The following is a 25,699-nucleotide window of genomic DNA, read 5'->3' as shown; positions in this document are numbered from 1 at the left end:
ACCAAAAAACGCGTTGCTTTTAGCGGAAAATTCCATTACAATGGGAGAATGAGGGAAGAAGGACTGCGTCAGCGCGGACACGCTGAGCAGAAGGGAGAACTATGAAGCGGAAGATCAGAAGCAGGCTGAGTGCAATCATCCTGGCGGCAATGGTGGTTTCGCTCGTGCTCAATTACTTCCTTCAAATCGGCGGGGCCCGGCGGGGAATGCGCTCGACTTCGAACGAGCTTTTCTGGCAGATCGGACAAATTCTCAGGCAGAACGAGGAAGATGCGGCGAAGACGCAGGAGGAGTTTATGCAAAACTGCCTCATTCGCGCGAAGGCAGCCGCTTACATCGTGCAGCATCGGCCAGAAATCATCGGAGATCTGCCGGAGATGCAGAAGGTCGCGGACCTTTTGCAGATCGACGAATTCCATCTCTTCGATGCAGAGGGAAACCTGTATGCGGGTTCGCAGCCCAAGTACTACGGCATGAATTTCAACTCCGGCGAACAGATGCAGTTCTTTTTGCCCATGCTTGAGGACAGGTCGCTTGAGCTGTGCCAGGAAATCACGCCCAATACAGCGGAGCAGAAGCTGATGCAGTACGCCGCCGTCTGGCGAGAGGACGGCAAGGAAATCGTGCAGATCGGCATGGAGCCCAGACGCGTGCTGGAATCCATGAGCCGCAACGAGCTTTCCTATATCTTTTCCCTCCTTACGGCGGACAAGGGCGCGGTAATCTTTGCAGTCGATCCGGCAAGTTTTGAGGTGCTCGGCTCGACGAACCCGGACTTCATCCATAAGACCGTGCGCGAAATCGGGCTGAGCGAGGAAAAGGTAACTTCGGGCGAGGAAGGCCTGCGCGCGGTGGTGATGGGGGACAAGAGCTATTGCGTGTTCGCCCCGATGGGCTCGGTCATCCTGGGCCGTATCTGCTCGGAGGAAAGCCTCTATCAGGACGTCTATAAGAACAGCCTGATGCTGGGGCTCTATCTCCTGCTTATCGCCCTCGTCATGATCGGTTCCATTTCCACCTTTCTCGATCATTACATCGTAAGCGGCATCTCCGCGGTCAACGAAAAGCTGCAGGTCATCACGGAGGGCGACCTGGATACGCGCATAGACGTGCAGACGACGCCTGAATTTGCGAAGCTGAGCACGCAGATCAATCGGATGATTGGAAGCCTGCTCGATACGACCAACAAGATGTCTACGGTTCTTGAAATTGCGAGCATCCCCGTAGGCGTGTACGAGTACAGGCCGGGCATGAGGCGCGTGATGGCGACCCGCAGAAGCGCCGAAATCCTCGGGCTTTACGGCGAGGAAGCGGAGCGCGTGCTGAGCGATCAGGAACGCTTTGAGCGGATGCTGCAGGAGATACGCAGGCATCCTGTGGAGCCGGAGCGTGGAATCTATCGGCTGCCGGGCGATCAGGAGCGCTTCATCCGAATGGAATCCATCCCGTACGAACACTATGTTCTGGGGATCGTCATGGACGTGACGGACGATATGCTGGAGCGCCGGCGCATTGAACGTGAGCGGGACATCGACTTGCTGACCGACCTGTACAACCGCCGCGCGCTATGCCGCTTTATGGAAGAGCGCCTCGGGCCGGAAAACTACCTGGAGCAGGCGGTCTTTGTGATTGCGGACGCGGACCGGTTGAAGCAAGTAAACGATCGCTACGGACATGAAAATGGAGATCGGTATCTGCGGGGGCTTGCGGATATTCTCCGCGAGCAGAAGGCATCGCACAAGGTGGCGGCACGCCTGGGCGGCGACGAATTCGCGCTGCTGATCTACGGCTGCGAATCCCGAATCGAGCTGGAAGCGTACATTCGCGGGCTTGGCGAGGCCTCCGGTGTGCACGAGGTGGAATTGAGCAACGGGGAGCGCATCCCGGTTTGCTTCTCCATCGGTTATGCTTTTTACCCCGAGGAAGGGGCAAACTACGACGAGCTGCTGCAAACCGCGGACCGGCGCATGTACGAAAATAAAAAGGCGAAGCAATAAAAAAGGCCGCCGCGATTTCGCGGCGGCCAAACCTTTGCCGCGCTTAAAGAGGCAGGTCGCGCTTTTGAAACAGGACGGCGGCCGCGGCGTACAGCGCGGCCGCGATGAGCGCGAGGACGAGGCTGCCGCCCATTGCGGGCAGTCCGCGCGCGACGATGGCGCGCGGATCGAAGAGCGAGAAGACGGTGAAGTAGCGCAGGAATTTTGCGCCGCCGCCCATGTTGGCGACCATTTGCAGCACGAACATGGCCACCGGGACGCCCGCGCCGAAGGCGACGGAAAGCCGCGTCTCGTCAAACGCGCAGGAAGCGAGAAAGCACATGGAACCAAGACAGAGGTGCAGGCAGAGCGCGCCCAGGTTGAGCAGCAGAAAGGCTTTCACGTTCAGCTCGCCGGGGAAGACGGCGGCGGAGACGCCTACGCCCAGAGCCGCCGCATAGGCGATCAGGAAGACGATGGATGTAAGCAGGACGCATAGCTGCGTGCGCACGACGCATCCGCGCGCGTGGGGCGCGGCCAGCAGATAGGCCATGGAGCCGCGGTCCACCAGCCGCGAGACGAGACGCACGGCGATGAGGATGGAGGAAATCATCGGAAAGATGGGGATCACGAACCCGTACAGGTAGGAAGCCATGAAGCCGGCGAGCGACCCGCCCGCGGCGGTCATGCCGACCATTGCCATCAGCTGCGGCATGGCGGTGGAGAGCAGATCGAGCGCGGCGCCAAACTTGGGATCGAACATGGTGATGATGACGGTCACGTACAGCGTGAGCACGGCCATGACGACGAGGACGATCTTGTAACACGAGCGCAGCCCCTGCCGGTAAAGCGGTAAGCTCATCCCTTGACGCCTCCCTTCATTTCCTCTCCATAGTAGTGCAGAAATACGTCCTCCAGACTTTGCCGGACGGAATCGAGGCCGGTCACCGTATGGCGGGACAGCGCCAGGGTGAAGGGGCGCAGGTCCTCCCCGACGGAGACGGTGACGTGCGCGCCGTCGCGGCGCAGCACGGTAATCGGCTCCTTACAGAAGGCTTCAGCCTCTGCCGCGCCGGACAGGCGCACGACGTATTGACGGCGGCGCCTGCTCTTGATGGCGTCGATGCCGTCGACCGCGGCGAGCCGTCCCGCGCGCAGAATGCCGACGCGTGAACAGGTGCGCTCTACCTCTTCAAACATGTGAGAGGACATCAGGATCGTCTTGCCGCGGGCGCGCTCCTCTTCGATCAGATCGATAAAGCGGCCCTGCATCAGCGGATCCAGGCCGCTCGTCGGTTCGTCGAGCAGCAGGACGTCCGGATCGTGCATGAAGGCGCAGACGATGCCGACCTTCTGCTTCATGCCCTTGCTCATCTTGCGGATGCGGCCGCTGGGATCGAGGTCGAAGCGGTCGAGCAGCGCGTCGATGCGCCCCTTCGGCACGCCGCCGCGATATGCGGCGAGGAAGCGAATGAATTCCAGGCCGCGCATTTCGTCCATTAAGGCGATTTCGCCGGGGATGTAGCCCAGTGTACGCTGAATTTTTGCTGCATCCCGCGAGCAGTCCAGACCGCCGATTCGGCAAAGTCCCTGTCCGGGGCGAATGAAGCCCATCAGCATGCGGAGCGTCGTCGTCTTGCCCGCGCCGTTGGGCCCCAGGAAGCCGAATGCCTCGCCCTCGGGAATGACCAGAGAGAGGTCAAAGACGCCCTTGCCGCCGCCGTAATCCTTTGTCAGATGCTCAAGAGAGATCATGATATTCCTCCTTATAAAAGCTGCGCTTCAGCAGCCTGAGCGTCTCGTCGAACCCTTCCACCAGATGGTCTGGGTCAGCGAGGGCGCCCTCGCGCCGCCGCATCAGCAAAAACCCCTCCGCGCAGTAGACGAGCGTACGCAGGGCCTGCGCCGGGTCGACGCCCTCGCGGAATTTCGTCTCGTCGATGCGGGGAAGCAGCGCGTCTACGCTGCGGGTGGTCCACGACAGGCGCAAGGGCTGCACTACATCCGCCACGTCCTCGTCCTCTTCGTAGTAGGCGCGCATGATAAAGGCGTACACGTGCGGATAGCGCTTCATGATGCCGACCTTCGCATGCTCGCATTGCAGCGTGATGGCGAAAAAGTCCATCTTTCCTTCGGGAATAGCGCGATTTGCGGCCTGAGCGATAAAACGCAGGCAGTAATCGAACGCGTACTGGTAGAGGCCTCGCTTATTTCCGAAGTAATGAAAGAGCAGCCCCTTGGAAATCCCCGCGTAAGCGGCGATGTCGTCCGTGACCGCGTGGCGGTAATCCGCCCCGCCGAACACACGGATGGCGGCGTTCACGATCCGGGATTGCTTCTCCTGCGGCAGTGAAAAAAATTTTGGATTCATGGAAGCCTCCCTTGCGCCCCATTGACCTGCCGGTCGTTATCTGTTATTATAGCGCGTTGACCGAATGCGACAAGGGGTTTTTGAAAAAGAGGGGGAAAGTGCTCCTTTGCCCGGACGGACCCCTCGCCCTGATCGGCTTCGGCGGTGCCTGCGACGCGCGGCCTGGTATGACCATGCGGCGGCCTTGGCGCGGAACGGATGCTCGACCGGTTCGGGACGGTCCCCCCGCTTGCGCGGCTGCGGACGCTGATTGCGCAAGCGTCAGCAAGCGGAGGATGCGCTGAAAAGGGCAAAGGGCTGGAAAGGGGTTGTCAGGAATCGAGCGCTATGATAAGATGCAATTATCAGATGATCGACAAAGTCGCGTCATGTAAAAGGGGATGTATGGGGGCCATGAAGACGATCGCGACCATCCACACGGACTTCCCGGAGAAATTCGGCATTCCGCGCCAAAGCGGCCTGGTTGGAGCGCTCCGGGGGGAGATCGTCTTTGAACCGGAATACCGTAATTTGGAGGCGGTGCGAGGGCTCGAGGGATTTTCGCACATTTGGCTGATTTGGCGCTTTTCGCGCGCTCAGCGGGACGGATGGTCCGCGACGGTGCGCCCGCCCAGGCTCGGCGGCAACGTGCGCGTGGGCGTGTTCGCGACGCGCTCGCCCTTTCGTCCTAACGCCATCGGGCTTTCCTCTGTGCGCCTGGAGCAGGTCGAGGCCGACCCGGTACGCGGGCCGGTTCTGGTTGTGGCGGGGGCGGACCTCATGGACGGTACGCCGATCCTGGACATCAAGCCGTACCTGCCGTACACCGACAGCCACCCGGAAGCCTCGTCCGGCTTTGCCGCGCAGGCCGAAGGCTACGCGCTGGAGGTGGATTTCCCGCGGGCGCTACTCGACCGGATTCCCGCGGCGCAGCGCGACGCGCTGATGGGCGTGCTCTCGCAGGACCCGAGGCCGTCGTATCAGGACGATCCGGGGAGGATTTACGGCGTCGCCTTTGCGGGCTTCAACGTGCGCTTTACCGTGTCAGGGCGGTGTCTGAGCGTGTGCGGGGTAGAAGGTCTGGACGGGCGGTAGGATAGCGATGTCTTTCATGTAAGCAGCGGGGAGTGGAAACGGGATCATGACGGAAAATAAGAGGGAGACCTTTTTTAAGAGAGCTTCATTTGCATTCATCGTACTTTTTTCTTTCTTTGCGATGGTCTACGCGCTTCTTACGCCGACAGGGCCGGTTGGCGAGAGCGAAGACTACATGATCACGACAATAGCGCTTCAAAATCGCATGTCTATCTTCATTACGCAGGAAGACATCGAGCAGTCGTGGACGGATTATCCGGAATACGCGGGATATTTTTATCAGGACCGTACGCTCTTCACGACGAAGGACGGCCAGATGATATCCGCTTACTTCCCGACGTATTCCCTCGCGGCGCTGCCGATGAAGATCGCCTTAAAGCGGCTGTATCTGAACCAGAGCTACGCATTCGCCCTCACAAACGTCCTATGTTATATCATCGCGATGGCGGTGGTTTATAAGTGCCTGAGGCGTCCTGCCTGGCAAGTTTTTGTGACGCTGCTCTTCGTGGCGCTGAACCCGGCGTTTTACTATCTGACCTGGCCGGAGAGCGAAGTATTCATCTATGCCTTTGTCGTCATGTCGCTCGTGTTCTTTTCAAACCGGCAATATAAACGGGCGGCGCTTTTTGTCTCCATCGCGGGAACGCTGAACGTCTGCATCATGGGCTACGGCGCGGTCATCATACTCGCCTATGCAATGGACAAGTACGAGCGCCCAACCCGGTCGTTGGGAAGAAACCTGCTCTTTTCAATTCGTAAAAATGCAGGTGACTGCGCGCTGCTGGTGCTTTGCTTTATCCCTTCGGTCGTGCCCGTGGCGCTCAATTACGCGCTCTTTGGCGGCCCGGTATCCATGATGTATACCGTGGACATGCGGGACTACTGGGGGCGTTTTGCAGCGTATCTGTTTGATCTGAATTTGGGACTCGCGGGCTACTTCCCGGTTCTCCTGCTGCTCATGGCGCTGCTTACGATCTGGGCGGCCCTCAAGCGGCAGGCGCAGACGCCCCTGCTATTTGCGGGCTTTTTGCTGACGGTGGCGTGGTATTCGATTACCTACCATATCAACTGCGGAATGATCGCCATCTCGCGATATGGAGCCTGGACCTCACCCCTCGTCTTTTTCTGCATACTGGCCGCCCTTCCGCTGTTGAGCAGCCGCAGGGCGCGAACGGCGATTTCCTGCGCGCTTGTCTTGAGCACGTGCGTGACGGCCGTGCTTACGGCGGCGAATCGCTCTACGGGGTGGCTCACCATGGGCCGGCCCGCGAGCGCGGTTTTGACGAAGGCGCCAGCGCTGTACAACCCGCTTTACACGACGTTCATCACCCGCGTTTCGGGGGAATTTTGTACCTACACGTATGAGCGGCCGACCGCATTCGTGACGAATCGCGGTTACGTAACCAAGGTGCTCGCCAACGCGGACACGGCGCAAGAGGCCGAACGAATGCTTGCGAGCGCTACCCAGGAGGGGCAACAAAAGCTTGACGGAGCGATAGAACGCTTGAAGTCCTCGGAAGGACTCATCTACTTGAACTTTTCTGAGGCGGATCAGGTGACCCTGGTTCCCTAAGGGAACCCTGTATAGGAGGATATGATGGAAAAGGAATACTCCTGCCTGCCGCGCAGCGCGGCGAGGTTTCCGGCGGCGGACGATGCGGTCTGGGAGGGACTGCCGGAGATGCGGCTTGTGGAGACGGCGTCGGGCCGCGTGCCCGCGATGGAGACGCGCGTGCGTGCGTTTTACGACCCGGCGATGGGAAAGCTCTACTTCCGCTTTTTGTGCGCGGACGACGAAGCGCATTCGGATTACACGAAACGGGATGAGCCGGTCTACAATCAGGACGTGCTGGAGGTCTTCCTGTGCGACGCGGGCGACCTGCACCGGTATAAGGAGTTTGAGGTAAGCCCGTTTAACGTGCAGTTCGACGCGGACATCACCTACCATGCTCCGCACCGGACGACGATCGGGCTTGCGTGGGATCTGTCGGGCTGGCGCAGCGAGACGTCAAGCAGCCCGGCACACGGCGTACTCACCTCCGTTTGGGAAATGCCGCTTTCCGGGTTTGACCACGTCCCGAAGGCGGGGGAAAGATGGCGCATGAACGTGTACCGCATCGACCACAGCGCGCGGGGGATGGAGCTGTCGGCCTGGTCGCCGACGGGCGAGCCGAACTTCCACGTACCGGATCGCTTTGGCAGCCTCGTGTTTTGCGCGTGCTGAGCCCTATAAAAGAGCCGGCTTGAACCGTCTGGCCATCGACAAAGCATTCCTGCTTCCTTTGCGATACTTTGCCGATCCCCCAGGCCGTCCCTTTTATTTTTTATTGCCTGTATATCCACTTAAACTGTCATAAAGTGGGAACTTGTTCCATGGTCAGTCCCGACAAACCCGCATGAAATGGGCGTTTTCTTTAATTTTACGAATAAAGCGGCATAACCTGTAACAGCATGGTTTTGTAAAGTTGGGCACCACGAAATACAAAATCAGCAAGCCCTTGTCCGGCCTGCTGATGTGCATGGTATACCATACTTTCTCTGAAACCGCAAGAGGCAGAATGGCCTTTACGGGTGGGGCTATCAGGAAGGCATGCGCAGATAAGGACCGCTGGAAGGAAGCTCCGTCAAAAGGTGCGGCATCACACTTTAGGCCCTAAAACCCCCTGCAGAATGTCGCAAGTGCATATGCACTTGCCCCTGCTTGCCGCTATTGAACTGCCGATACAAACAACTTTGCCTTAACCCGATAAGGTGCTCATGTTATTTGTAGATTAAAGAGTCGACAGCTTAAAATTCAATGTCCCCCACTCGACTCCGTTCACAATCAGCGTAACCGAATGAATGCCAGGATAATGCTTCCTTGAACTTGCATCTATAAAGGAATGCGTTTTCCTATAAGACTTTTTTTCGTTTTCCCTTAATAAAGGCTCGGATATTTTAAATATCTTACGGGAGCGCTTGCCGTTCGCCTTCACATAATCAATGCCATATTCTAGCCGTACCTTAGTTTCCTTTTTTGTCTCAATCTCAAAAGAAAAGGTCATATCCTCCCCAACGCAAACAGACGCGGCATCCAACGAGAAGTTATCAATATTCACGCAATCGACATCTGAAAACCCGAAAATGTCCAGTACATCCCTGTTGCCCCTTTTTAGAAGTGTCCTGCATCCGTGCTTTACAATCCAATCGGTATGCTCGTTTTTACCGTACCAAGCCCTTGCAAGTTCTGCTATCCAATCGGGATGGGTTTTTGAAATATCGTTTAGGTTGTTAGCCACACTTTTTCGGACATACAGCGATGGGTCAGCTTTCAGCCTTTCTAAAATTTGAAGAACTGGCGACGGGTCTTTTTTGAAACTGGTTAATGCCTGTCCCCAGGGCAATGCCGGACGGCAACCCTCGCTGGCGAGACGCCGCACATGCTCGTTGTCATGCTCCGTCCAAGCAGTCATCTGTGCCATCATTCTGGCTTCATGCTTGATAATAAATGGCCTTACAGCAAATTCAGCCGTTGAATACCTCGTATAACGCTCCAACGCAGCCATTGATAAATCCCAATGGCGCTCATCTTGACCATACACCTCAACGAAGTCGGGGAAGTAAAGCAGGCCAGAATCCACAATCCCAACAGGATAATCCGCAATAGCCTTGTCTAGAATATCGAGAGCATATTCATAATCGTGAGGAAGATACTTTCCTAAATTGATAGTAATACGCCGCATACGGGCTTTCAATTCCAACGCATCCCATGTTTCGTCCATAATGTTGGCAATAAAATCATCAGCCGGAAAAGCTGGATATACGGCGTTTATGCACATAGCAAGTTCATGAATTGTATTGTAATTATAATATCTATATTTCATTAGTTCGGGCATGCAGTTCCTCTTTTCTAAGGGGGATTGTCTAAGGTCAGCCACTTGCGATAGGAGGCCTTCTCCGCCAAAGGCGACCAAACCGAACTTGGCTTTTTCCATTCTAATATTTGCGTGCGGAAATGTCAAACAACTCATTTCATATCATAACTTCATGTTACTGTCCATAACTCCTTTTGTTCGTTGGGCACCATTTTGCCACTTTACAGATAGACTCATTCCATAAGAAACCCAGTAACCATGCCTTTTCAGCTTATAGAAACGCCGCAACGAGCTGGAAAAACAACTGTTTTTTATATCTTTTCCGAGGAATGGCAACGAAGCGCCGCCGTCAAACGTCTTGTATGCAGACATGTCTATTTCTTCTAAGGAATAAGATGGAAAGGAGTGTTTGTGTGAAGAGCTTGAAAAGGGCCGCGGCTGCGGCGCTGGCCGCCGGGTTGATCCTATGCGCGGCCGTGGGGTCGGCGGAGATAAGGTCGTGGCGGGAGGATATCACCGTCGTTACGGGGACAAACCTGTATACGGCCTTTGACGGAGAGCTGCCCGCGGACATGGAGAAGGCATTCCTTAAGAGCAAATGGAACGGATATGCCTGCGTGAGCGGCATCATGTGCCAGCGGGAGGGCGACGAATGGCGCCGGGCGCTGGTGGTCATGGAGAAGGACGATGAGACTTGCTTGGTGGGCCTGACCGGACTGGACGGCGGTTCCTGGCAGATCGTCGCGGCCAACCCGCGCGCGATGCTGCAGGGAAGGACATTTGCGCTTGCCGGCAGCGATCGCAGCCAGATGGCGGTCGTCTATCCCTGCGAGGATGGCGGGGAGGAGCGCTTCTCCTTTTCCGTACAGCAGCTTTCGGACGGAATCGGCGGACGGTTCATGATGGAAGCGTACGTCAGAAGCTACCCGGACGGGAGACAGGTGAGCGTCTCCGGCGGAAGCCAGGGCGCCGGCTTCTTTGAAGTGACGACGGCGGCGGCTGACGGCGAGGAACGGATCGATAAGCTTCCGTGCATTACGTCTACCTTCCTGGAAGACTTCGACGCGGAGGCATTCCCCAAGACGCTTTCAGAGGTGCGCTCGTACCAGGAGGCTGCGCCGAAGTTCTTGCAGCAGGATAAGATCGCCGCGATTTTGGTTGCGGATACGGGATTGAACCTGCGATATGGGCCCGGAACGAGCACGGAATCCATGGGCAAGTATTACAACGGCACGCTGGTGCGCCTGCTCAGGCGAATGCCCGATGCTGCCGGCGACACCGGCTGGTGGCGCGTGCAGGTCGGCCAGATGGAGGGGTACATGAGCGAGATTTACCTCTCGGAGCCGACCACTGAGTCGATCGCGGCGACGCTGCAGCGGGCGCACCTACCCGTGGCGCAGGCGAAAAAGGACATCGAACTGATGGCGGGCATGACCGCAAGGCCCTGCGAGTACACGAAAATCAAAAAGGGAACGTTGATGCACGTCTTGGGCATAAATGGCCCCTGGCTGCACGTCTCCGTTCCGCAGGGGGAGTTCAGCTGGATGATGGATCTGGAAGCGCCGTCGGGGTATGTACGGGCGACCGACGTATCGCAGGGCGCAACGCCGTATCTGGCGCAGCAGAATCAATGAACAAAAAGGAAGAGGCATCGCGCCTCTTCCTTTTTTGCCCTGTGATTGTCTTTTCTGGCATTACTTGATCGTAATGCGTCCCTGCGGCTCAGCATACTGTTCGCCGATGGTCCCGCCCAGCACCTCGGCTACGTAGTTCACCAGGGCGTCCTCCAGAGCCAAGCCGGTCTTGTAGCCGGTGGTCTGGTTCGCATAGCGGAAGGCGTAGTAGGTGTCGCCGCCCGCCGCGGTGAAGTCGTTGGTCGCGATGGTGTACAGCTTTTCCGCGTCGAAGGGCTCGCCGCCGACCGTTTGGATCGTGACGCGGGCGCCGGGCTTCGCGGGCGCATAGTAGGTGGAATCGGGGTACATTTCGCCGTTTTCATACGGCACGGAGGTGTCCACGGTGAACTCAATGCCCGCGACCTGCGGGAAGGCGCCGATGGCGTCCGGCGTGGTGCAGGTGGCGGCTTCAAGCGCCTCGAGCAGCTCGGAGCCCTTCACCGTCAGGGTGGCGACTTCATTGCCGAACGGGAACACGGTCTTCATGTCGTTCATCGAGATGTCGCCCGCCTTGATGGAGGCACGGATGCCGCCGCCATTGGTCACGGCCGCGACGACCTGATCGCCCATAGCCTGCTGCGCCGCCCAAAGGATCGCGTCACAGGCGAAGTCGCCCAGGTTGGTTTCCATCGTGCGCACACCGGGGTCGCGCTCGCCGTTGAGATCGACGGACGTGGTGGCAAACACGGCGGAGAGCTGCTCCGTAACCTCGGCGTTGACGCCGTTTACGAGGTCGGCAACCTCCGCCTTGAGGCCCGTGTACAGTCCAGCCTTGAACGCTTCCCCGTCGTAAACGACCACGCCCAGGTTGTGACAGTATTCGCCGGTGGAAACCAGCAGCGTCTCACCGATCACCTGGCCGCCGTCGATTTCGGTGTGGCTGTGGCCGTCGATGAAAAGGTCGATGCCGGTGGTATGCTCGATCACGTCGATGGAGCGGTTCGGCGCGCTCTCGTCGCTCACGCCCAGGTGGCCCAGGCAGACGATCAGGTCACAGCCCTCCGCCTTCAGCGCGTCTACCTGCGCCTGCGCGCAGGCATAGAGCTCTTCGTCCATCGCGAACGTTATGCCTTTGACCTTGTCAGGATGGGCCTTCGTGAGCGCTTCCGGCGTATCCAGGCCGAACACGCCGACCTTCATGCCGTTTTCCATTTCAAAGATCTTATTTGCCTCAAAGACGGGATCGCCGCTCGTCTTGTCTACGATGTTCGCCGCGAGTATCGGGAAATCGGCGGCTTCCTTCAGCGTCAGCAGGTTGTCCAGACCCCAGTCAAATTCGTGGTTGCCGGGGGCCATGGCATCGTATCCGACCGCGTTCATGAACTCGATGGCGGTCTTGCCCTGGCTGAGGTTGACGACGGACATGCCCTGCGTGGCGTCGCCTGCGTCCAGCAGCAGCACGGATGCGCCCGCCGCCTCAAAGTCGTCCTTCTTTTGGGCGACAAAGGCATAACCCAGCGCGCCGGTTGAGGAATCGGTTACGGCACGGCCGTGAACGTCGTTGGTGTGCAGAATGACGAGCTTGCCCGCAAGGTCAAGGGTCTCCTTGCCCTCCTCCGCGATGGCCGGCACCATGAGGCCAAAGACCATGCAGAGCACGAGCACGAGGGAGAGCAGACTTCTCTTTGTCATTGAGAATTACCTTCCTTCTCCTGTCCTTTTTGCCGGGGCATACAAATATCCCCATATGCTTATGATAACAAACGGATATGCGGGCGTCAAGAGAGGGCGGTAAAGAGAAGCGAAAATCGCGATAAAGTTTAACGGCCGAAGACGGACGCCGGCGCACGGGCGGCAGGGGACAAGGGGAAACATCCCGAATTATTCAGACAGCGACGGACGGAGAGGGATATTAAAAAAATGAGGAATTTGAAGACATGCTTTGTTCTCATCCTGGCACTGTGCTGGGGCGTAAACGCGCGGGGCGAAGGCTGGATGCCCTCCTTGGGCGAAGCGCAGATGGGAACCCCGGGCGTCGAATGCGGTTTTGGATGCATTCATCAGGGGGACGCGGCGCTGGGGGATTTGAGCGGCGCGGAGGAGGATTCCTCTTGGAGGAACGTAAAGGACGTGCGCTACTCGCAGGACGGTTCGACCCTCGTGTCGTTTCCACACGACTTGACGATCGAATCCTTCACCGTGCCGGAAGGGGTGACAGCCATCGGCAAGTCGGCTTTTGCGGGAAGCCTTTTGAAAGAAGTCAACCTTCCGGCCTCCCTGAAGCACATCGGCATGTACGCGTTTTACGGCTGCGAGCAGCTTGAAAAGGTCCTCCTGCCGGAAGGGCTTGAATGCATCGACGCCGGTGCGTTCGAGGCATGCAGTCGGCTCACCGGCGTTCAATTTCCGCATTCGCTGAAATTCATAGGCGCCAGCGCGTTTGGACAGTGCGATTCGCTGCGCGAGGTACACTTTGTGGAAGGGCTTGAAGAGCTGGACTATTGCGCGCTTTGGGGAACGCCGGTGCGCATCCTGGTGCTGCCGGATAGCCTGAAGTACATATACGACTACGTCGTCGGATGGGATTATGGGAAAGAAGACGAATGTACGGTCTACGTAAAGACGGACAGCTACGCAGAGGCCTATGCGCGCGAGCACCTGCCGGACTGGAAGCTCGTTTATTTTGTCGGGCAAATGTCCACATCGGAAGCACCCGTTGAGGCGGGCCATACCTGCGCACGAAAGGATGGCGTATTGTTTCGGGATACGACGCTGTACGCTTATCCGGCTGATAAGAGGGCGGCGGTTTACCGCATACCCGAGGGGACGACGGGGATCGACGACGACGCGTTTCTCGACGCAGAGCCCTGCTTACAGGCGATCTACATTCCCTCTACCTGCACGGATATTTCATCGGATGCCTTGAGACGAAGGGGGCTTTCAGGGCTTGAGCGATATGAGGTCGCGGACGGCAACCCTGCGTTCAGGAGCGTGGACGGCGTGCTCTATTCGAAGGATGGGAAGAGGCTTCTCGCGTATCCGCGAAGCGCATCCAGAACCGCCTTTCAGGTGCCGGAAGGGGTGAAGGCGATCGGGAAAACCGCCTTCATCAGATGCCGGCTCGAAAGCGTTGAATGTCCATCGTCGTTGGAGGTGATAGAAGACCGGGCTTTTGCCGAGTGCAGGCAGCTCCTGGAGATTCATTTGGCCGAGGGGCTGACGCGAATTGGAGCGCAGGCGTTTGAACTGTGCGGCGCGCTTTCACAAGTACGGTGCCCCGGCACGCTCAAAACCATCGGCGCCGAGGCGTTTTTTCGCTGCGGCGCGTTGAAGAAAGTATATCTTTCAGAAGGGCTGGAAGAGCTGGGGAACTACGCATTTTCGGAAGCGCCGGTGCACAGCCTGGTGCTGCCGGAAAGCCTATCGTTTATCGACGAGACGATCGTCGGCTGGGACTATGAGGAGGGCGAGCCGACGGTCTACGTAAAGGCGGGCAGCTACGCGGAGGCCTATGCGCGCGATTACCTGTGGAACTGGCGGATCGTCTGCCTGGAAGCGCAAAAACAGGAGCGCGATAAGGGCGCAGGATGACGGAGGGGGCGTTCCGCGGGGCTCCTTCGATGCGGTGTTTTCCTGAGATTTCGTAGAGAAGACGCGAATGTAGACAAAACTACAAATCATCCATATTTCTATCTACCTTTGAACCGCCGCTTGCCAGCGCGAAAAGCCTTCCTCTATAATAAAGTGACCCAGGATTACACGAGGAGGCGGCGACATGCATTTTACCGATTTGACCCCGATTCCCTTTTCGAACGTTGAAATCACGGGGGGCCTGTGGAAAGAGCGCATCGACACGGTTCGTCGTGTCACCACGCGCGACTGCATTCGCAAGTGCGAACACAACATCGAAAACTTCCGACGCTCCGCTGGTTTGAGTGAGGGCGGCTTTGAGGGTGTATTTTTCGACGACGCGGACATCTACAAGGTGCTGGAGGGCGTCGCTTACGTGCTGATGGGCGGCGCGGACGCCGAACTGGAGAAGACGGCGGACGAGATCATCGACGTCATCTGCGCAGCGCAGCAGGCGGACGGCTACCTCTTTAATTTCTTTATCCTGAACGACCTTGCCAAGCGCTGGACGGACATGGATCACCACGAGGACTTCTGTGTCAGTCAGCTGGTGGAGGCGGGCATCGCTTACAAGCAGGCGACGGGCAAGGACAAGCTGTATCAAACCGCGCTGTGCGCGGTGGACCAGATGATGCGCACGATCGGGCCGGAGGGGGAAACCTGGATCAGCGGCCACGAGGGCATCGAGATGGCGCTCGTGCGCCTGTACCGCCACACGGGCGACGAACGCTACCTGAAGGATGCGGAGTGGTTCGTCGAGCAGCGCGGGCATACGAAGCTGCGCCTGCCCATCTCCCATTACAAGACGTTCTTTACCGATGAATACTGCCAAAACACCGTGCCCGCGCGCGAATTGAGCAAGGTGACCGGCCACGCGGTGCGCGCGATGTACTACTACTCGGGCCTGGCGGATATCGCCGCAATCCGCGGGGACGAGGCCTTGCAGCAGGCCCTGCGCAGGCTTTATGACAACGTGGTGCCCGCCAACCTATACGTGACGGGCGGCATCGGTCAGTCGGCCTACAACGAGGGGTTCACGAAGGACTGGAGCCTGCCGAACCTGACGGCCTACTGCGAGACCTGCGCCTCCATCGGCATGGCCTTTTGGAATCACCGCATGGAGCTTTCCCGCGGCGAGGCCAAGTACGCCGACCTGGTGGAGCGGGAGATCTACAACGGCATCCTTTCCGGCCTGTCGCTCAAGGGCGACCGCTACTTCTACGAAAACCCGCTCGCCTCCGTTGGCACGATGCACCGCCGCGAATGGTTCCACGTGCCCTGCTGCCCGACCAACCTGGTGCGCTTCCTGCCGTCGATCGGGGGTTATATGTACGCGACGGCGCCCGGGACGGTCTTCGTGCGCCAGTACATCGAATCGCGCGCGCACATCCCGCTGGACGGCGGCGAGGTAGCGCTCGACGTGAAGACCCGTTATCCCTGGGAGGGCTGCGTGCGGATCCGCGTCGAGGCCTGCGAGGGCGAAAAGAACCTGATGCTGAGGGTGCCCGGCTGGTGCGAAGCCTGGCGGCTTTGCCGGAACGGCGAGGAGCTCGCGCTGGAGCCGGACGGGGGTTACCTCTGCGTGCGGGTGTATGAGGGCGATACGGTGGAGTTTGACATGGACATGCCCGTGCGCCGCGTCTATGCCGACGCGCGCGTCAGGGAGGACGCGGGGCGCGTCGCCGTCATGCGCGGGCCGGTGGTTTACTGCGCGGAGGAGGCCGACAACCCCGGCATCCCGACCGAGTACCTGCACGCGGACCTCGCGCTCAGCCGGTCGGCGGAGCTTGAGGCGGTCTACGAGCCGCAGCTGCTGGGCGGCGTGACGACCGTGCGCGCGGCCGGGATAAAGCTGATTCCCTATTACGCCTGGGACAACCGGGAGAGCGGCGGCATGGCCGTCTGGCTGCGCGAACGGCCGCAATGAAAGAAGCGCTGAGGATAGGAGGACAGGGCGAATGCTGCACATTCTGGTGGCGGACGACATGCCGCTGCAGGTGCATATGCTGGAGGACAGCATTCACCAGATGCGCCCGCAGGACGAGGTCGTAACGGCCCAAAACGGCGAGGAAATCCTAAAAATCGTCGGAGAGCAGAGCATCGACCTCGTCCTCTCGGACATCCGCATGCCCTGTATGGACGGGCTTGAGATGCTTCAGAGGCTCGGCCGCGTATCGCCGGGTTCCAAGGTGATCTTCATCACGGGCTACGCGCTCTTCGAATACGCGCAGCAGGCGCTGCGCCAGGGCGCTGTCGACTTTCTGGTCAAGCCGGTGGAGGCTTCGGAGCTGAAAAAGAAGCTCGACTATTGGGACGACCGCTTTGCGAAGGACCGTCAGGCCCAGCGCGCGCAGGAGAGCGAGAAGCTGGCGCTGCTGATGCAGCAGTGGCTGTTGACGCCGGTCGAGCAGCTGCCGCCTTCGAGCGCGCAGGCGCTGGAGCGGCGGCTGTCGGGCGGGTGGATCGCCGCCGTGTACTTCACGGAGGCGGGCGGCATCGAACAGGTGAAGCAGGGCATCGGCGCGATGCTGGAATGCGGCATCGACCTGGGGAGCAAGCCCTGCATTCTCTCTCTGCCGGCGGAAAAGCACCTCCTGTTCATCGTGGCCGAGGGAAGCGCGCGTCAGCAGGATGCCCTGACGGCGCTGCTGCTGCGCGTCGCGGAAAAGTACGACATGCGCATCGGCTTGTGCGCATATCAGGAGAACCTCGCGCGCGCGGGATACGCCGCGTGCGGCGCGGCCCGGCGCGGGCTGGACAGCGCCTTTTATGACGGCGCGCTCGTCGGCTTTGAAGGACCGCAGGCGCGCCCGGGCAGTCCGGAGCTCGCCCGCCCGGACGAACTGTACCGGCTGCTGCTGGCGGACGAACAGGACCGTGCGCGCAGTCTCGAGGCCATGCTGACGCGGATCGAGGACCAGCGCCCCAGCGCGTCCCGGCTGATGGAGGCCACGGTGTTCAGCATCGCCCGATGCGTCGAAAAGCTGGAGCCCGCGGCGAACTATCGTCAGATCGTGAGCGATTTCGCGGCGCGCATGCGCAGGGTGCTGTTCTGGGACGAGTACCGCACGCTGGTGGGCGACTGCCTGCGGGCGCTTGCCGGGGAGGCGGAACGCACGATCGAGAGCACGGGCGATCCCATCGGCCAGTGCATCCTGTACCTGCAGCGAAACTACGCCCAGCAGATTTCGCTGGAGGACATGGCGCGGCGCTACTTCTTGACGCCGAATTACTTCTCCGCGCTGTTCAAGAAGCGGACGAACCAGCGCTTTGTCGAATACCTCACCCAGCTGCGGCTGGAGCGCGCTGCGGAGCAGCTTCGAACCACGGACGATTACGTCTATACGATTACGGCGCGGTGCGGATACCTGGATGAACGATACTTCATCCGGCAGTTTCAAAAGTACTACCACATGTCGCCGGTCGCGTACAGAAGGCTGTACAGAAGGGAGACGCCTGATTGAAAAAGGGCTTCTTTTCCAAGAGCTTTTCCTCGCGCATCCTGCGCAGTATGCTCCTGGTCAGCCTGCTGATCCTGATCCTGCTCAGCGGGATCTTCTTTTACCAGCAGGTCGAGCTTTCGCTCTCCTACACGCGCACGGACATCCGGCAGACGATGTCGCGCGCCAGCGAAAAGCTGAACCAGACGTTTCAGACGATCGAGGACATCTACGGCGACCTGATGCGCGATGCCGGGCTGTTTCGCTTTTTCAGCGCCTACGACGCCACAAAGGTCAGTCCCGCGGCGGCGAACCGGGCGATCAGCGAAGTGATGAACACCTATCTCCTGCACGCGGACGAGGTATATCAGGTGCAGTTCTGGCGCTCGGACATCGTGCTCTACAGCAGGAACGCGACGTACACGTCCATTTACAACATCAAGAACGCCGATTTCTACCAAAAAGCGCGCGAGGGCGGAAAGTACCCTGCCTGGGTGCCTACCTACGATTTTACGCAGGCGCTGGGCCACTGGCGGCTCATGGACGTCCCGCTGAGCAACCGCTATCTCATCTCCCTCGTGGGGGAGCTCAACCTGTACGAGCTGCGGGACGGCAGGCTGAATTACCTGCCCGCTGGGGTTGAAAAGCCGGTGCTGGTCATCAGCGTGCTGGAAAGCTATCTGCGCGACACGCTGGCCGACTCCACCCCCTACGCGGACGCGCAGTACCTGATCGTCGATGAAGACGGCTATGTGATCTCGCACGTGGACGAGAGCAGGCGCATGTCGACGCTCGGCGAGCGGGAGATGGCGCTGCTGAGGGCGGAGGAAGGCGAGGTGCTCACGACCTACGAGGGAGGGCTCTGCCTCGTTTCCTACAAGACGCTGCTGCCGGGCTGGCGGATCGTGTCGGTCGTCCCCGAGAGCAGTATTTTAAGCGCGGCGCTGGGGAACATCGCCGCGACGTTTGCGGGGGTCTTCCTCCTGGTGCTGCTGCTCTGCGTGCTGCTCAGCGTCTCCGTCTCGCGCGCCATGGCGCGTCCGATTCAGCGGCTGATGGTGGCCATCGACCAGACAGGGCAGGGAGACTTTAACGTTCGCCTGCCCGCCACGCACGACGAGTTCAACGTGCTGATGAGCGCCTTTAACGAGATGGCCTGCAAGATCGACACGCTGATCGAGGAAAACTACAACGTACGCCTGCGCGAGAAGGAAAACGAGCTGATGGCGCTGCGCTATCAGACGAACCCGCACTTTCTTTATAACGCCCTGAACATCCTGCACATGAGCGCCCTGTGCGAGCGGGATGAAAAGACAGCGGACCTCATCATCCTGCTCTCCAAGATGCTGCGCTATGTGCTGCGCGACGGCCGAGACGTGGTGCCGCTGGACGAGGAGCTGGAGAACGTGCGCCAGTACTTTCGGTTGATGCAGGTGGCGTATGAGGACAATATCCGGCTTGAAATCGACGCGCCGGAGGACGTGCTGCTCGCGCAGATTCCCAAGCTCAGCCTGCAGCCCCTGGTGGAAAACGCGGTGCAGCACGGTCTGGCGGGCCGAAAGGACGGCCTGGTTCGCATCAAGGCAAGGCGCGAAGACGGCCTGGTTCGCATCACGATCTTCGACAACGGGCGCGGCGTGCCGGAAGATTACGAGATCCCCACGCGCGAAAACAGAAACGGTTCCATCGGCGTTGCAAACGTGCAAAAGCGCCTGAGCCTCCTGTTTGGGGAGATGGGCCGGATGGAGATCAGCCGTTCAGATGGGTCGGGGGGGGGGGGGGGACAGAAGTGCCACTGTAGGGTACAAATGTTCTCATTATACTCCCCTACAGGCGATATGTGTCGGAAGAAACCAATATAAAGATATAGGCGCTCTGCGGGTGAAGCGCTCTCCTCCTTGTAAAAACAGACGCGTCTTAAGGGAACACCGGCCGTGAAAGTGCACAGCCGCGGTTCCCTTTTTTGTGGGGTTCCGCTCTCAAATCGTAGTTTTATACACAGAGTGGAGAAATTTATCGTGGAACTGTTCTAAAAGCACTGATAGACTTCAAGTATAATAAAGAAAGGAGAGATACAGCATGAAAAAATGTATCTCGCTGCTTCTCGCGCTCGTGCTTTGCCTGTCCATGATGAGCATGAGCCTCGCGGAGGACAAGACGTTCGCCGGCCATTCGCTCGTCTTTACGACCTGGGGCGACAGCGCCGAGCAGGCGGCCACGCAGGCGATCTGCGACAAGTTCACGGCGGACACGGGCTGCGAAGTAAACCTGATCTGCATCAACGAAAACTACGATACGAAGGTCACCGCCATGATCGCGGCGGGCGAGACCATCGACCTGGCACAGATGGAGTCCGGCACCATCGGCTACAAGCTGGTGGAGGAGGGGCAATTCGCCACGCTGGATGATTACGTGGCGCAGTCCGGCTACGACATGAGCGACTACGTCGGCGCGAGCTGCTACTACGACGATGCGGGCAACCTGATCGCCTACAGCGGCTGCATCGAGCTGATGACGATGTTCTACAGCAAAGACGTGTTCGACGAAGCGGGCCTGCCCTATCCGCCGAGCGATCCGGATCAGGCGTGGACGTGGGACGAGTTCGTGGACGTGGCGATGAAGCTGACGCTGGACGCGAACGGCAAGACGCCCTACGACGAGGGCTTTGACCCGGAGAACATCGTGCGCTACGGCATGAACATGGGCATCTGGTGGCCGATCTGGGGCTCCTTCATCCTTTCCAACGGCGGAACGCTGGTGGACGCGGAGGGCAACTTCGCGATGAACCAGCCCGCGAGCGTCGAGGCGCTGCAGGCGATTGCGGATCTCGCGCTGGTGAAGCACTGCATGCCGACCCCGACCGCGCGCGAGGGCATGCCGGGTACGGACGTGGCGCTGCTGACCGGCGCGTACGCGATGGTCGTGGACGGCCAGTGGCTGGCGCTGACGCTCGCCGACACGGGCGTGAACTTCGGCATGGCGAGCCTGCCCAAGATGGGCGAGAAAGTCGTCTCCGTGTGCACCAACGGCATGATGGTCATCATGGAGGACAGCAAGGAAAAGGAAGCGGCTTGGGCGCTGCTGCAGTACATTCAGGATCCGGGCAAGGAAATCACCCTCTTCAAGAACGGCAACCGCATGCCCTCCGAGCGGAAGTGGCTGACGGAGAAGGAATACCTCGACCAGTGGGCCGAGGAAGGCAACCCCGCCCGTCCCGAGGGCTATGAGGGCATCATCAAAATGCTGCTGAACAACTCCGTCGCGCCGTTCACCGGCACAATCCGGAATTTCAGCGACATGATCGACGTCGTCAACAAGGAAGTGGACGAGATCGTCTACGGCAACAAGACCGCCCAGGAGGGCATGGACTCCGCCGCGGAGCAGATCAAGACCGCGGGCATTGAGCTGGGCCTTCGCGCTGCGAAGTAAAAAGAAGGGATTCCTTGCATTGGGAGGGGGCGCGGGTATGCGCTCCCTTCTTTTGACTGTGCGGACGGCAAAATCGTAGTTTTGTACACATAGCAGAAAAATCTATCGTAGAGCTGACCCGCGCGGCGCTTTACAATGAATGCAGAGCTTTTGAAAGGGGTCAATCACATGAAGAAAATCGTATCCTTCGTTCTCGCGCTGACGCTTTGCCTGTCCCTGATGGGCACAAGTCTTGCGGAGGACAAAATTTTCGCAGGGCATTCCCTGGTCTACACGAGCTGGGGCGACAGCGCCACCCAGACGGCCAAGCAGGCGATTATCGACAAATTCATGGAAGATACGGGCTGCGAGGTCAACTACATCTGCATCAACGAAAACTACGACACGAAGATCACCGCTATGATCGCGGCGGGCGAGACCATCGACCTGGCGGAGATGGAATCCGGCACGATCGGCTTCAAGCTGGCGGAGGAAGGCCACTACGAGCTGCTCGATCCCTACATTGAGCGCGACGGCATCGACATGGACGACTACGTGGCCGCGAGCTGCTACTACGACGATAACGGCAACCTGATCTCCTACAGCGGCTGCATCGAGCTGATGACGATGTTCTACAGCAAAGACGTGTTCGACGAAGCGGGCCTGCCCTATCCGCCGAGCGATCCGGATCAGGCGTGGACGTGGGACGAGTTCGTGGACGCGGCGATGAAGCTGACGCTGGACGCGAACGGCAAGACGCCGTACGACGAGGGCTTTGACCCGGAGAACATCGTGCGCTACGGCGTGAACATGGGCATCTGGTGGCCGATCTGGGGCTCCTTCATCCTTTCCAACGGCGGAACGCTGGTGGACGCGGAGGGCAACTTCGCGATGAACCAGCCCGCGAGCGTCGAGGCGCTGCAGGCGATTGCGGATCTCGCGCTGGTGAAGCACTGCATGCCGACCCCGACCGCGCGCGAGGGCATGCCGGGTACGGACGTGGCGCTGCTGACCGGCGCGTACGCGATGGTCGTGGACGGCCAGTGGCTGGCGCTGACGCTCGCCGACACGGGCGTGAACTTCGGCGCGGGCACCCTGCCCCGGATGGGCGGGGAGGTTGTCTCCGTGTGCACCAACGGCATGTCGGTCATCATGAAGGACAGCAAGGAAAAGGAAGCGGCTTGGGCGCTGCAGCAGTACCTGCAGGACCCGGGCAAGGAAATCACCCTCTTCAAGAACGGCAACCTGATGCCCTCCGGCCTCAAGTGGCTGACGGAGAAGGAATACCTCGACCAGTGGGCCGAGGAAGGCAACCCCGCCCGTCCCGAGGGCTACGACGGCGTGATTAAGATGCTGCTGAACAACTCCGCTGCGCCGTTCACCGGCACGATCAAGAACTTCAGCGACATGATCGACATCGTCAACAAGGAAGTGGACGAGATCGTCTACGGCAACAAGACCGCCCAGGAGGGCATGGACTCCGCCGCGGAGCAGATCAAGACCGCGGGCATCGAGCTCGCCCTTCGCACCGCAAAGTAATGCATTGATCGCCCAAAACCGCCGCTGGGCGGGGACGCGAGGACGCGCTCCCGCCTGGCGGAGGTTTCAGTCCATCGGCCTGCCGCGATCGGGCCAGAGTTCACGGTGGAAAGGGGTTTATTGCAATGATCGCAGGGCAAAAGGCTGTCCGGCGCAGCAGCTGGCGCCGCAACGAGACGATGACCGGCTGGATGTTCGCGCTGCCCGCCATTCTCGGCTTTCTCATCCTGACGCTGATTCCAATGGTCGTATCGCTCTTTCTGAGCATGACGGACTACAGCGCGTTCAAATCGGAAATCCGGTTTATCGGCCTTGACAACTTTAAGACCATGTTCGGCAGCACGGAGCTGTATTTTTCCGATTCCCTGAAGGCCACGGCCTATTACGCGGTGCTCAACGTGCCGGCGTCGCTGCTGGTGGCGTTTTTGATCGCCCTGGCGCTCAACACGAATATCCGCGGCAGGGGGATCTTCCGGTCGATCTTTTACCTGCCCAGCATCGTCCCCGCGGTGGCGAGCTGCGTAGTGTGGATGTGGCTGCTCAACCAGCAGTACGGCCTGCTGACGACGCTCGTCAAGCAGCTCGGCATGGGCACCCCCGGCTGGCTGTGGGATAAGAAGACGGTCATCCCGACCATCGTGATGACCGGCCTTTGGAATACAGGCGGCACGATGGTCATCTTTCTGGCGGGGTTGCAGGGCATTCCCCAGGTGTATTACGAGGCGCTGAGCGTGGACGGAGGCAACGCCTGGCACAAGCTGTGGCACATCACCATCCCCATGCTGACGCCCACCATCTTCTTCAACGGCATCATGGCGGTCATCAATTCGCTGCAGGTCTTTACGCAGGGCTACATCATGACAAAGGGCGGCCCGAGCAACAGCTCGCTCTTTTACGTGCTGTACCTGTACCGGCAGGCCTTTGAAAAGGCGAACATGGGCTACGCCTGCGCGCTGGCCTGGTTCCTGTTTATCATCATCATGATTCTGACGGCAATCATCATGAAGTCCCAGAACAAATGGGTCTATTACGGAGGGGACTGAAGCATGAGCAAGAAAAAGTTTTACCATGTCGCAGGCTATGCGCTGCTGTACGCGCTGCTGATCGCGTTCGGGTTTGTGGCCGTCCTGCCGTTTTTGTGGATGGTGCGCTCCTCCTTCATGGGTATCAAGCAGATCTTCATCATGCCGCCGGAGTGGATTCCGAATCCCTTTACCCTGCAGAACTTCGTGGACGTGTTTACCAAGACGGACATCCCGAAGTACTTCGGCAACACCGTGTTTGTGGTGCTCATGAACCTCCTGGGCGTGTTGCTCACTTCCAGCATGGCGGCCTACGCCTTTTCCCGCGTGCGCTGGAAGGGGCGCGACGCGATCTTCACGCTGCTGCTGAGCGCGATGATGCTGCCCAGCGCCGTGACGCTGATTCCGGTGTACATCGGCTGGAGCCGTCTGGGCATGGTCGACTCCTACGCGCCGCTGATCATCCCCGCATTTCTCGGCGGCGGCGCCTACAACATCTTCCTGATGCGCCAGTTCTTCCTGACGATCCCGCGCGAGCTGGATGAGGCCGCGTTCGTGGACGGCGCGTCGCGCTTTCGCATCTACTGGAACATCGACATTCCGCTGGCCAAGTCCTCGATGATCGTGGTGGGCCTCTTCTGCTTCATGGCCACGTGGAACGACTTCTTCAACCCACTGATCTACCTGAACACGATGAGCAAGTACACCGTGGCCGTGGGCTTGCAGAGCCTCATGGGCAAGTACACGTCCAAGTGGAACCTGGTCATGACCGCGTCGGTCGTCGTGACGATGCCCTGCGTGCTGGTCTTTTTGTTCGGACAGAAGCACATCATGGGCGGCATCGCGCTGACGGGCATCAAGGGGTAAGTCGAGCCACAAAAAAGAGCCTTCCGGCTCTTTTTTTCGAATCAGCGGCGCCTACAGCACACAGACGGGAACGCCCAGGCGCGAAAACGCCTCTGTGTGCGGCGTCACCGGCCGCGCCGTGTCAAACTCCGGCCGATAGTCCATGCCCGCCATCTCGTACTTGGCGCCCGCCGTCTGGTGATAAGGCAGGAGCTCCACGCGAACCAGCTTTTTCCCGCCGGCCGCCAGCTCCGCCACGTTGGCGAGGTGTTCCTCGTCGTCGTTCACCCCCGGGATGAGCGGCACGCGCAGGATGTAGGGGGTGTCGCCCGTTTGCAGCATGCGCGCGTGGCGCAGGATGGGCGCGTTATCCACCCCGGTATAGTGGAGGTGGCGTGCAGGGTCGGTGAGCTTCACGTCCAGCATGACGAGGTCAAACGCGCGCATCGCCGCTTCGAACACGCTGTCCGGCGCGTAGCCGGAGGTTTCGACGGCGGTGTGGACGGCGCGCAGCCGGGCGAGCGTATCCGCTACAAAGGGCCACTGCATCAGCGGCTCGCCGCCGGAGAACGTGACGCCGCCGCCCGTCTGTGCGTACAGATCGGCGTCGCGAAGAAGGCGCTCCGCCAGCGCCTCGCTGGTCCAAGGGGTTCCTGCGATGCGGCGCAGGCCCAGGGGGCAGCGGGGGATGCACGCGCCGCAGGCGGTGCACACGTCCGGATGGGGGCAGGCAGCCCGGCACGCGCCGCAGTGCGTGCACGAAGCGCGGCTTACCATGAGCTGCGGTAGGGCGGAAAGCCCCTCCGGGTTATGGCACCACTGGCAGCGCAGCGGGCAGCCCTTCAGAAAGACCGTGGTGCGGATACCCGGTCCGTCGAAGACGGCGAATTCCTTGACGTCGAATACGATTCCGGTTTCCATCT

20 protein-coding genes are annotated in these 25,699 nt (G+C 59.5%); 13 read left to right on the top strand and 7 right to left on the bottom strand.

Going from position 1 to position 25,699, the window contains the following annotated elements:
- Positions 1–101 precede the first annotated feature (101 nt).
- Positions 102–1,997, top strand: coding sequence for a diguanylate cyclase (locus C1725_RS18645; RefSeq protein WP_102413177.1), 1,896 nt, complete (start codon positions 102–104; stop codon positions 1,995–1,997).
- Positions 1,998–2,040: 43 nt separating this feature from the next.
- Here C1725_RS18645 and C1725_RS18640 read toward each other — a convergent pair whose 3' ends face one another.
- Genes C1725_RS18640 through C1725_RS18630 form a run of 3 tightly spaced genes read right to left on the bottom strand, consistent with a single transcriptional unit; the run spans position 2,041 to position 4,347 of the window.
- On the bottom strand, positions 2,041–2,838 hold the full coding sequence (locus tag C1725_RS18640; protein WP_102413176.1) for an ABC transporter permease subunit: 798 nt from the start codon (positions 2,836–2,838) through the stop codon (positions 2,041–2,043).
- Positions 2,835–3,731 (bottom strand): ATP-binding cassette domain-containing protein, encoded by an 897-nt coding sequence (locus tag C1725_RS18635; RefSeq protein WP_102413175.1) that lies wholly within the window; start codon positions 3,729–3,731, stop codon positions 2,835–2,837. The genes C1725_RS18640 and C1725_RS18635 overlap by 4 nt, the downstream gene beginning before the upstream one ends.
- Positions 3,718–4,347 (bottom strand): TetR family transcriptional regulator, encoded by a 630-nt coding sequence (locus tag C1725_RS18630; protein ID WP_102413174.1) that lies wholly within the window; start codon positions 4,345–4,347, stop codon positions 3,718–3,720. Before C1725_RS18630 ends, C1725_RS18635 begins: the two co-directional genes overlap by 14 nt.
- Positions 4,348–4,731: 384 nt before the next feature.
- On the opposite strand from C1725_RS18630, the gene tsaA reads away from it, so the two are divergent.
- The 3 genes from tsaA to C1725_RS18615 all read left to right on the top strand — a co-directional run bounded on the left by tsaA (position 4,732) and on the right by C1725_RS18615 (position 7,645).
- Complete coding sequence (tsaA, locus tag C1725_RS18625) at positions 4,732–5,421, top strand: tRNA (N6-threonylcarbamoyladenosine(37)-N6)-methyltransferase TrmO (RefSeq protein ID WP_102413173.1); 690 nt, start codon at positions 4,732–4,734, stop codon at positions 5,419–5,421.
- A 175-nt stretch (positions 5,422–5,596) separates the two neighbouring features.
- The gene (locus C1725_RS18620) at positions 5,597–6,994 is read left to right on the top strand and encodes a hypothetical protein (RefSeq protein ID WP_346026856.1); all 1,398 of its coding nucleotides are present in this window, start codon (positions 5,597–5,599) and stop codon (positions 6,992–6,994) included.
- Between the two features lie 24 nt (positions 6,995–7,018).
- A complete protein-coding gene (locus C1725_RS18615; RefSeq protein WP_346026855.1) occupies positions 7,019–7,645 on the top strand; it encodes a carbohydrate-binding family 9-like protein in 627 nt (208 codons plus the stop codon).
- A 547-nt stretch (positions 7,646–8,192) separates the two neighbouring features.
- Here C1725_RS18615 and C1725_RS18610 read toward each other — a convergent pair.
- Both C1725_RS18610 and C1725_RS19580 read right to left on the bottom strand, forming a co-directional pair.
- Positions 8,193–9,296, bottom strand: coding sequence for a DNA alkylation repair protein (locus tag C1725_RS18610; protein WP_102413170.1), 1,104 nt, complete (start codon positions 9,294–9,296; stop codon positions 8,193–8,195).
- Between the two features lie 141 nt (positions 9,297–9,437).
- Positions 9,438–9,647, bottom strand: coding sequence for a hypothetical protein (locus tag C1725_RS19580; protein WP_346026854.1), 210 nt, complete (start codon positions 9,645–9,647; stop codon positions 9,438–9,440).
- Positions 9,648–9,688: 41 nt separating this feature from the next.
- On the opposite strand from C1725_RS19580, the gene C1725_RS18605 reads away from it, so the two are divergent.
- Positions 9,689–10,909 (top strand): SH3 domain-containing protein, encoded by a 1,221-nt coding sequence (locus C1725_RS18605; protein ID WP_346026853.1) that lies wholly within the window; start codon positions 9,689–9,691, stop codon positions 10,907–10,909.
- A 60-nt stretch (positions 10,910–10,969) separates the two neighbouring features.
- Here the strand turns inward: C1725_RS18605 and C1725_RS18600 are convergent, their stop codons facing one another.
- A complete protein-coding gene (locus C1725_RS18600; RefSeq protein WP_102413168.1) occupies positions 10,970–12,583 on the bottom strand; it encodes a 5'-nucleotidase C-terminal domain-containing protein in 1,614 nt (537 codons plus the stop codon).
- A gap of 228 nt (positions 12,584–12,811) precedes the next feature.
- On the opposite strand from C1725_RS18600, the gene C1725_RS18595 reads away from it, so the two are divergent.
- The 8 genes from C1725_RS18595 to C1725_RS18560 all read left to right on the top strand — a co-directional run bounded on the left by C1725_RS18595 (position 12,812) and on the right by C1725_RS18560 (position 24,797).
- Positions 12,812–14,482: a leucine-rich repeat protein gene (locus C1725_RS18595; RefSeq protein ID WP_102413167.1), complete on the top strand. Its 1,671-nt coding sequence runs from the start codon at positions 12,812–12,814 to the stop codon at positions 14,480–14,482.
- A gap of 184 nt (positions 14,483–14,666) precedes the next feature.
- Complete coding sequence (locus C1725_RS18590; protein WP_102413166.1) at positions 14,667–16,448, top strand: beta-L-arabinofuranosidase domain-containing protein; 1,782 nt, start codon at positions 14,667–14,669, stop codon at positions 16,446–16,448.
- A gap of 31 nt (positions 16,449–16,479) precedes the next feature.
- Positions 16,480–17,985 (top strand): response regulator, encoded by a 1,506-nt coding sequence (locus C1725_RS18585; protein ID WP_102413165.1) that lies wholly within the window; start codon positions 16,480–16,482, stop codon positions 17,983–17,985.
- Positions 17,982–19,823, top strand: coding sequence for a histidine kinase (locus tag C1725_RS18580; protein ID WP_102413164.1), 1,842 nt, complete (start codon positions 17,982–17,984; stop codon positions 19,821–19,823). Before C1725_RS18585 ends, C1725_RS18580 begins: the two co-directional genes overlap by 4 nt.
- Before the next feature lie 217 nt (positions 19,824–20,040).
- Positions 20,041–21,390 carry an extracellular solute-binding protein gene (locus tag C1725_RS18575; RefSeq protein WP_102413163.1) on the top strand — a complete coding sequence of 450 codons (1,350 nt, stop codon included), beginning with the start codon at positions 20,041–20,043 and terminating at the stop codon, positions 21,388–21,390.
- A gap of 168 nt (positions 21,391–21,558) precedes the next feature.
- Positions 21,559–22,908, top strand: a complete 1,350-nt coding sequence (locus C1725_RS18570; protein ID WP_346026852.1) for an ABC transporter substrate-binding protein — start codon at positions 21,559–21,561, stop codon at positions 22,906–22,908.
- Positions 22,909–23,033: 125 nt separating this feature from the next.
- A complete protein-coding gene (locus tag C1725_RS18565; protein WP_102413161.1) occupies positions 23,034–23,951 on the top strand; it encodes an ABC transporter permease subunit in 918 nt (305 codons plus the stop codon).
- Positions 23,952–23,954: 3 nt separating this feature from the next.
- The gene (locus C1725_RS18560) at positions 23,955–24,797 is read left to right on the top strand and encodes an ABC transporter permease subunit (protein ID WP_102413160.1); all 843 of its coding nucleotides are present in this window, start codon (positions 23,955–23,957) and stop codon (positions 24,795–24,797) included.
- A 51-nt stretch (positions 24,798–24,848) separates the two neighbouring features.
- Here C1725_RS18560 and C1725_RS18555 read toward each other — a convergent pair whose 3' ends face one another.
- Complete coding sequence (locus C1725_RS18555; protein ID WP_102413159.1) at positions 24,849–25,697, bottom strand: glycyl-radical enzyme activating protein; 849 nt, start codon at positions 25,695–25,697, stop codon at positions 24,849–24,851.
- Positions 25,698–25,699 lie beyond the last annotated feature (2 nt).

Origin of the sequence: Beduinella massiliensis (genome assembly GCF_900199405.1) — a bacterium.
Taxonomy (GTDB): Bacteria; Bacillota; Clostridia; order Christensenellales; family Aristaeellaceae; genus Beduinella; species Beduinella massiliensis.
This window is presented reverse-complemented; position numbering and strand designations above follow the sequence as displayed.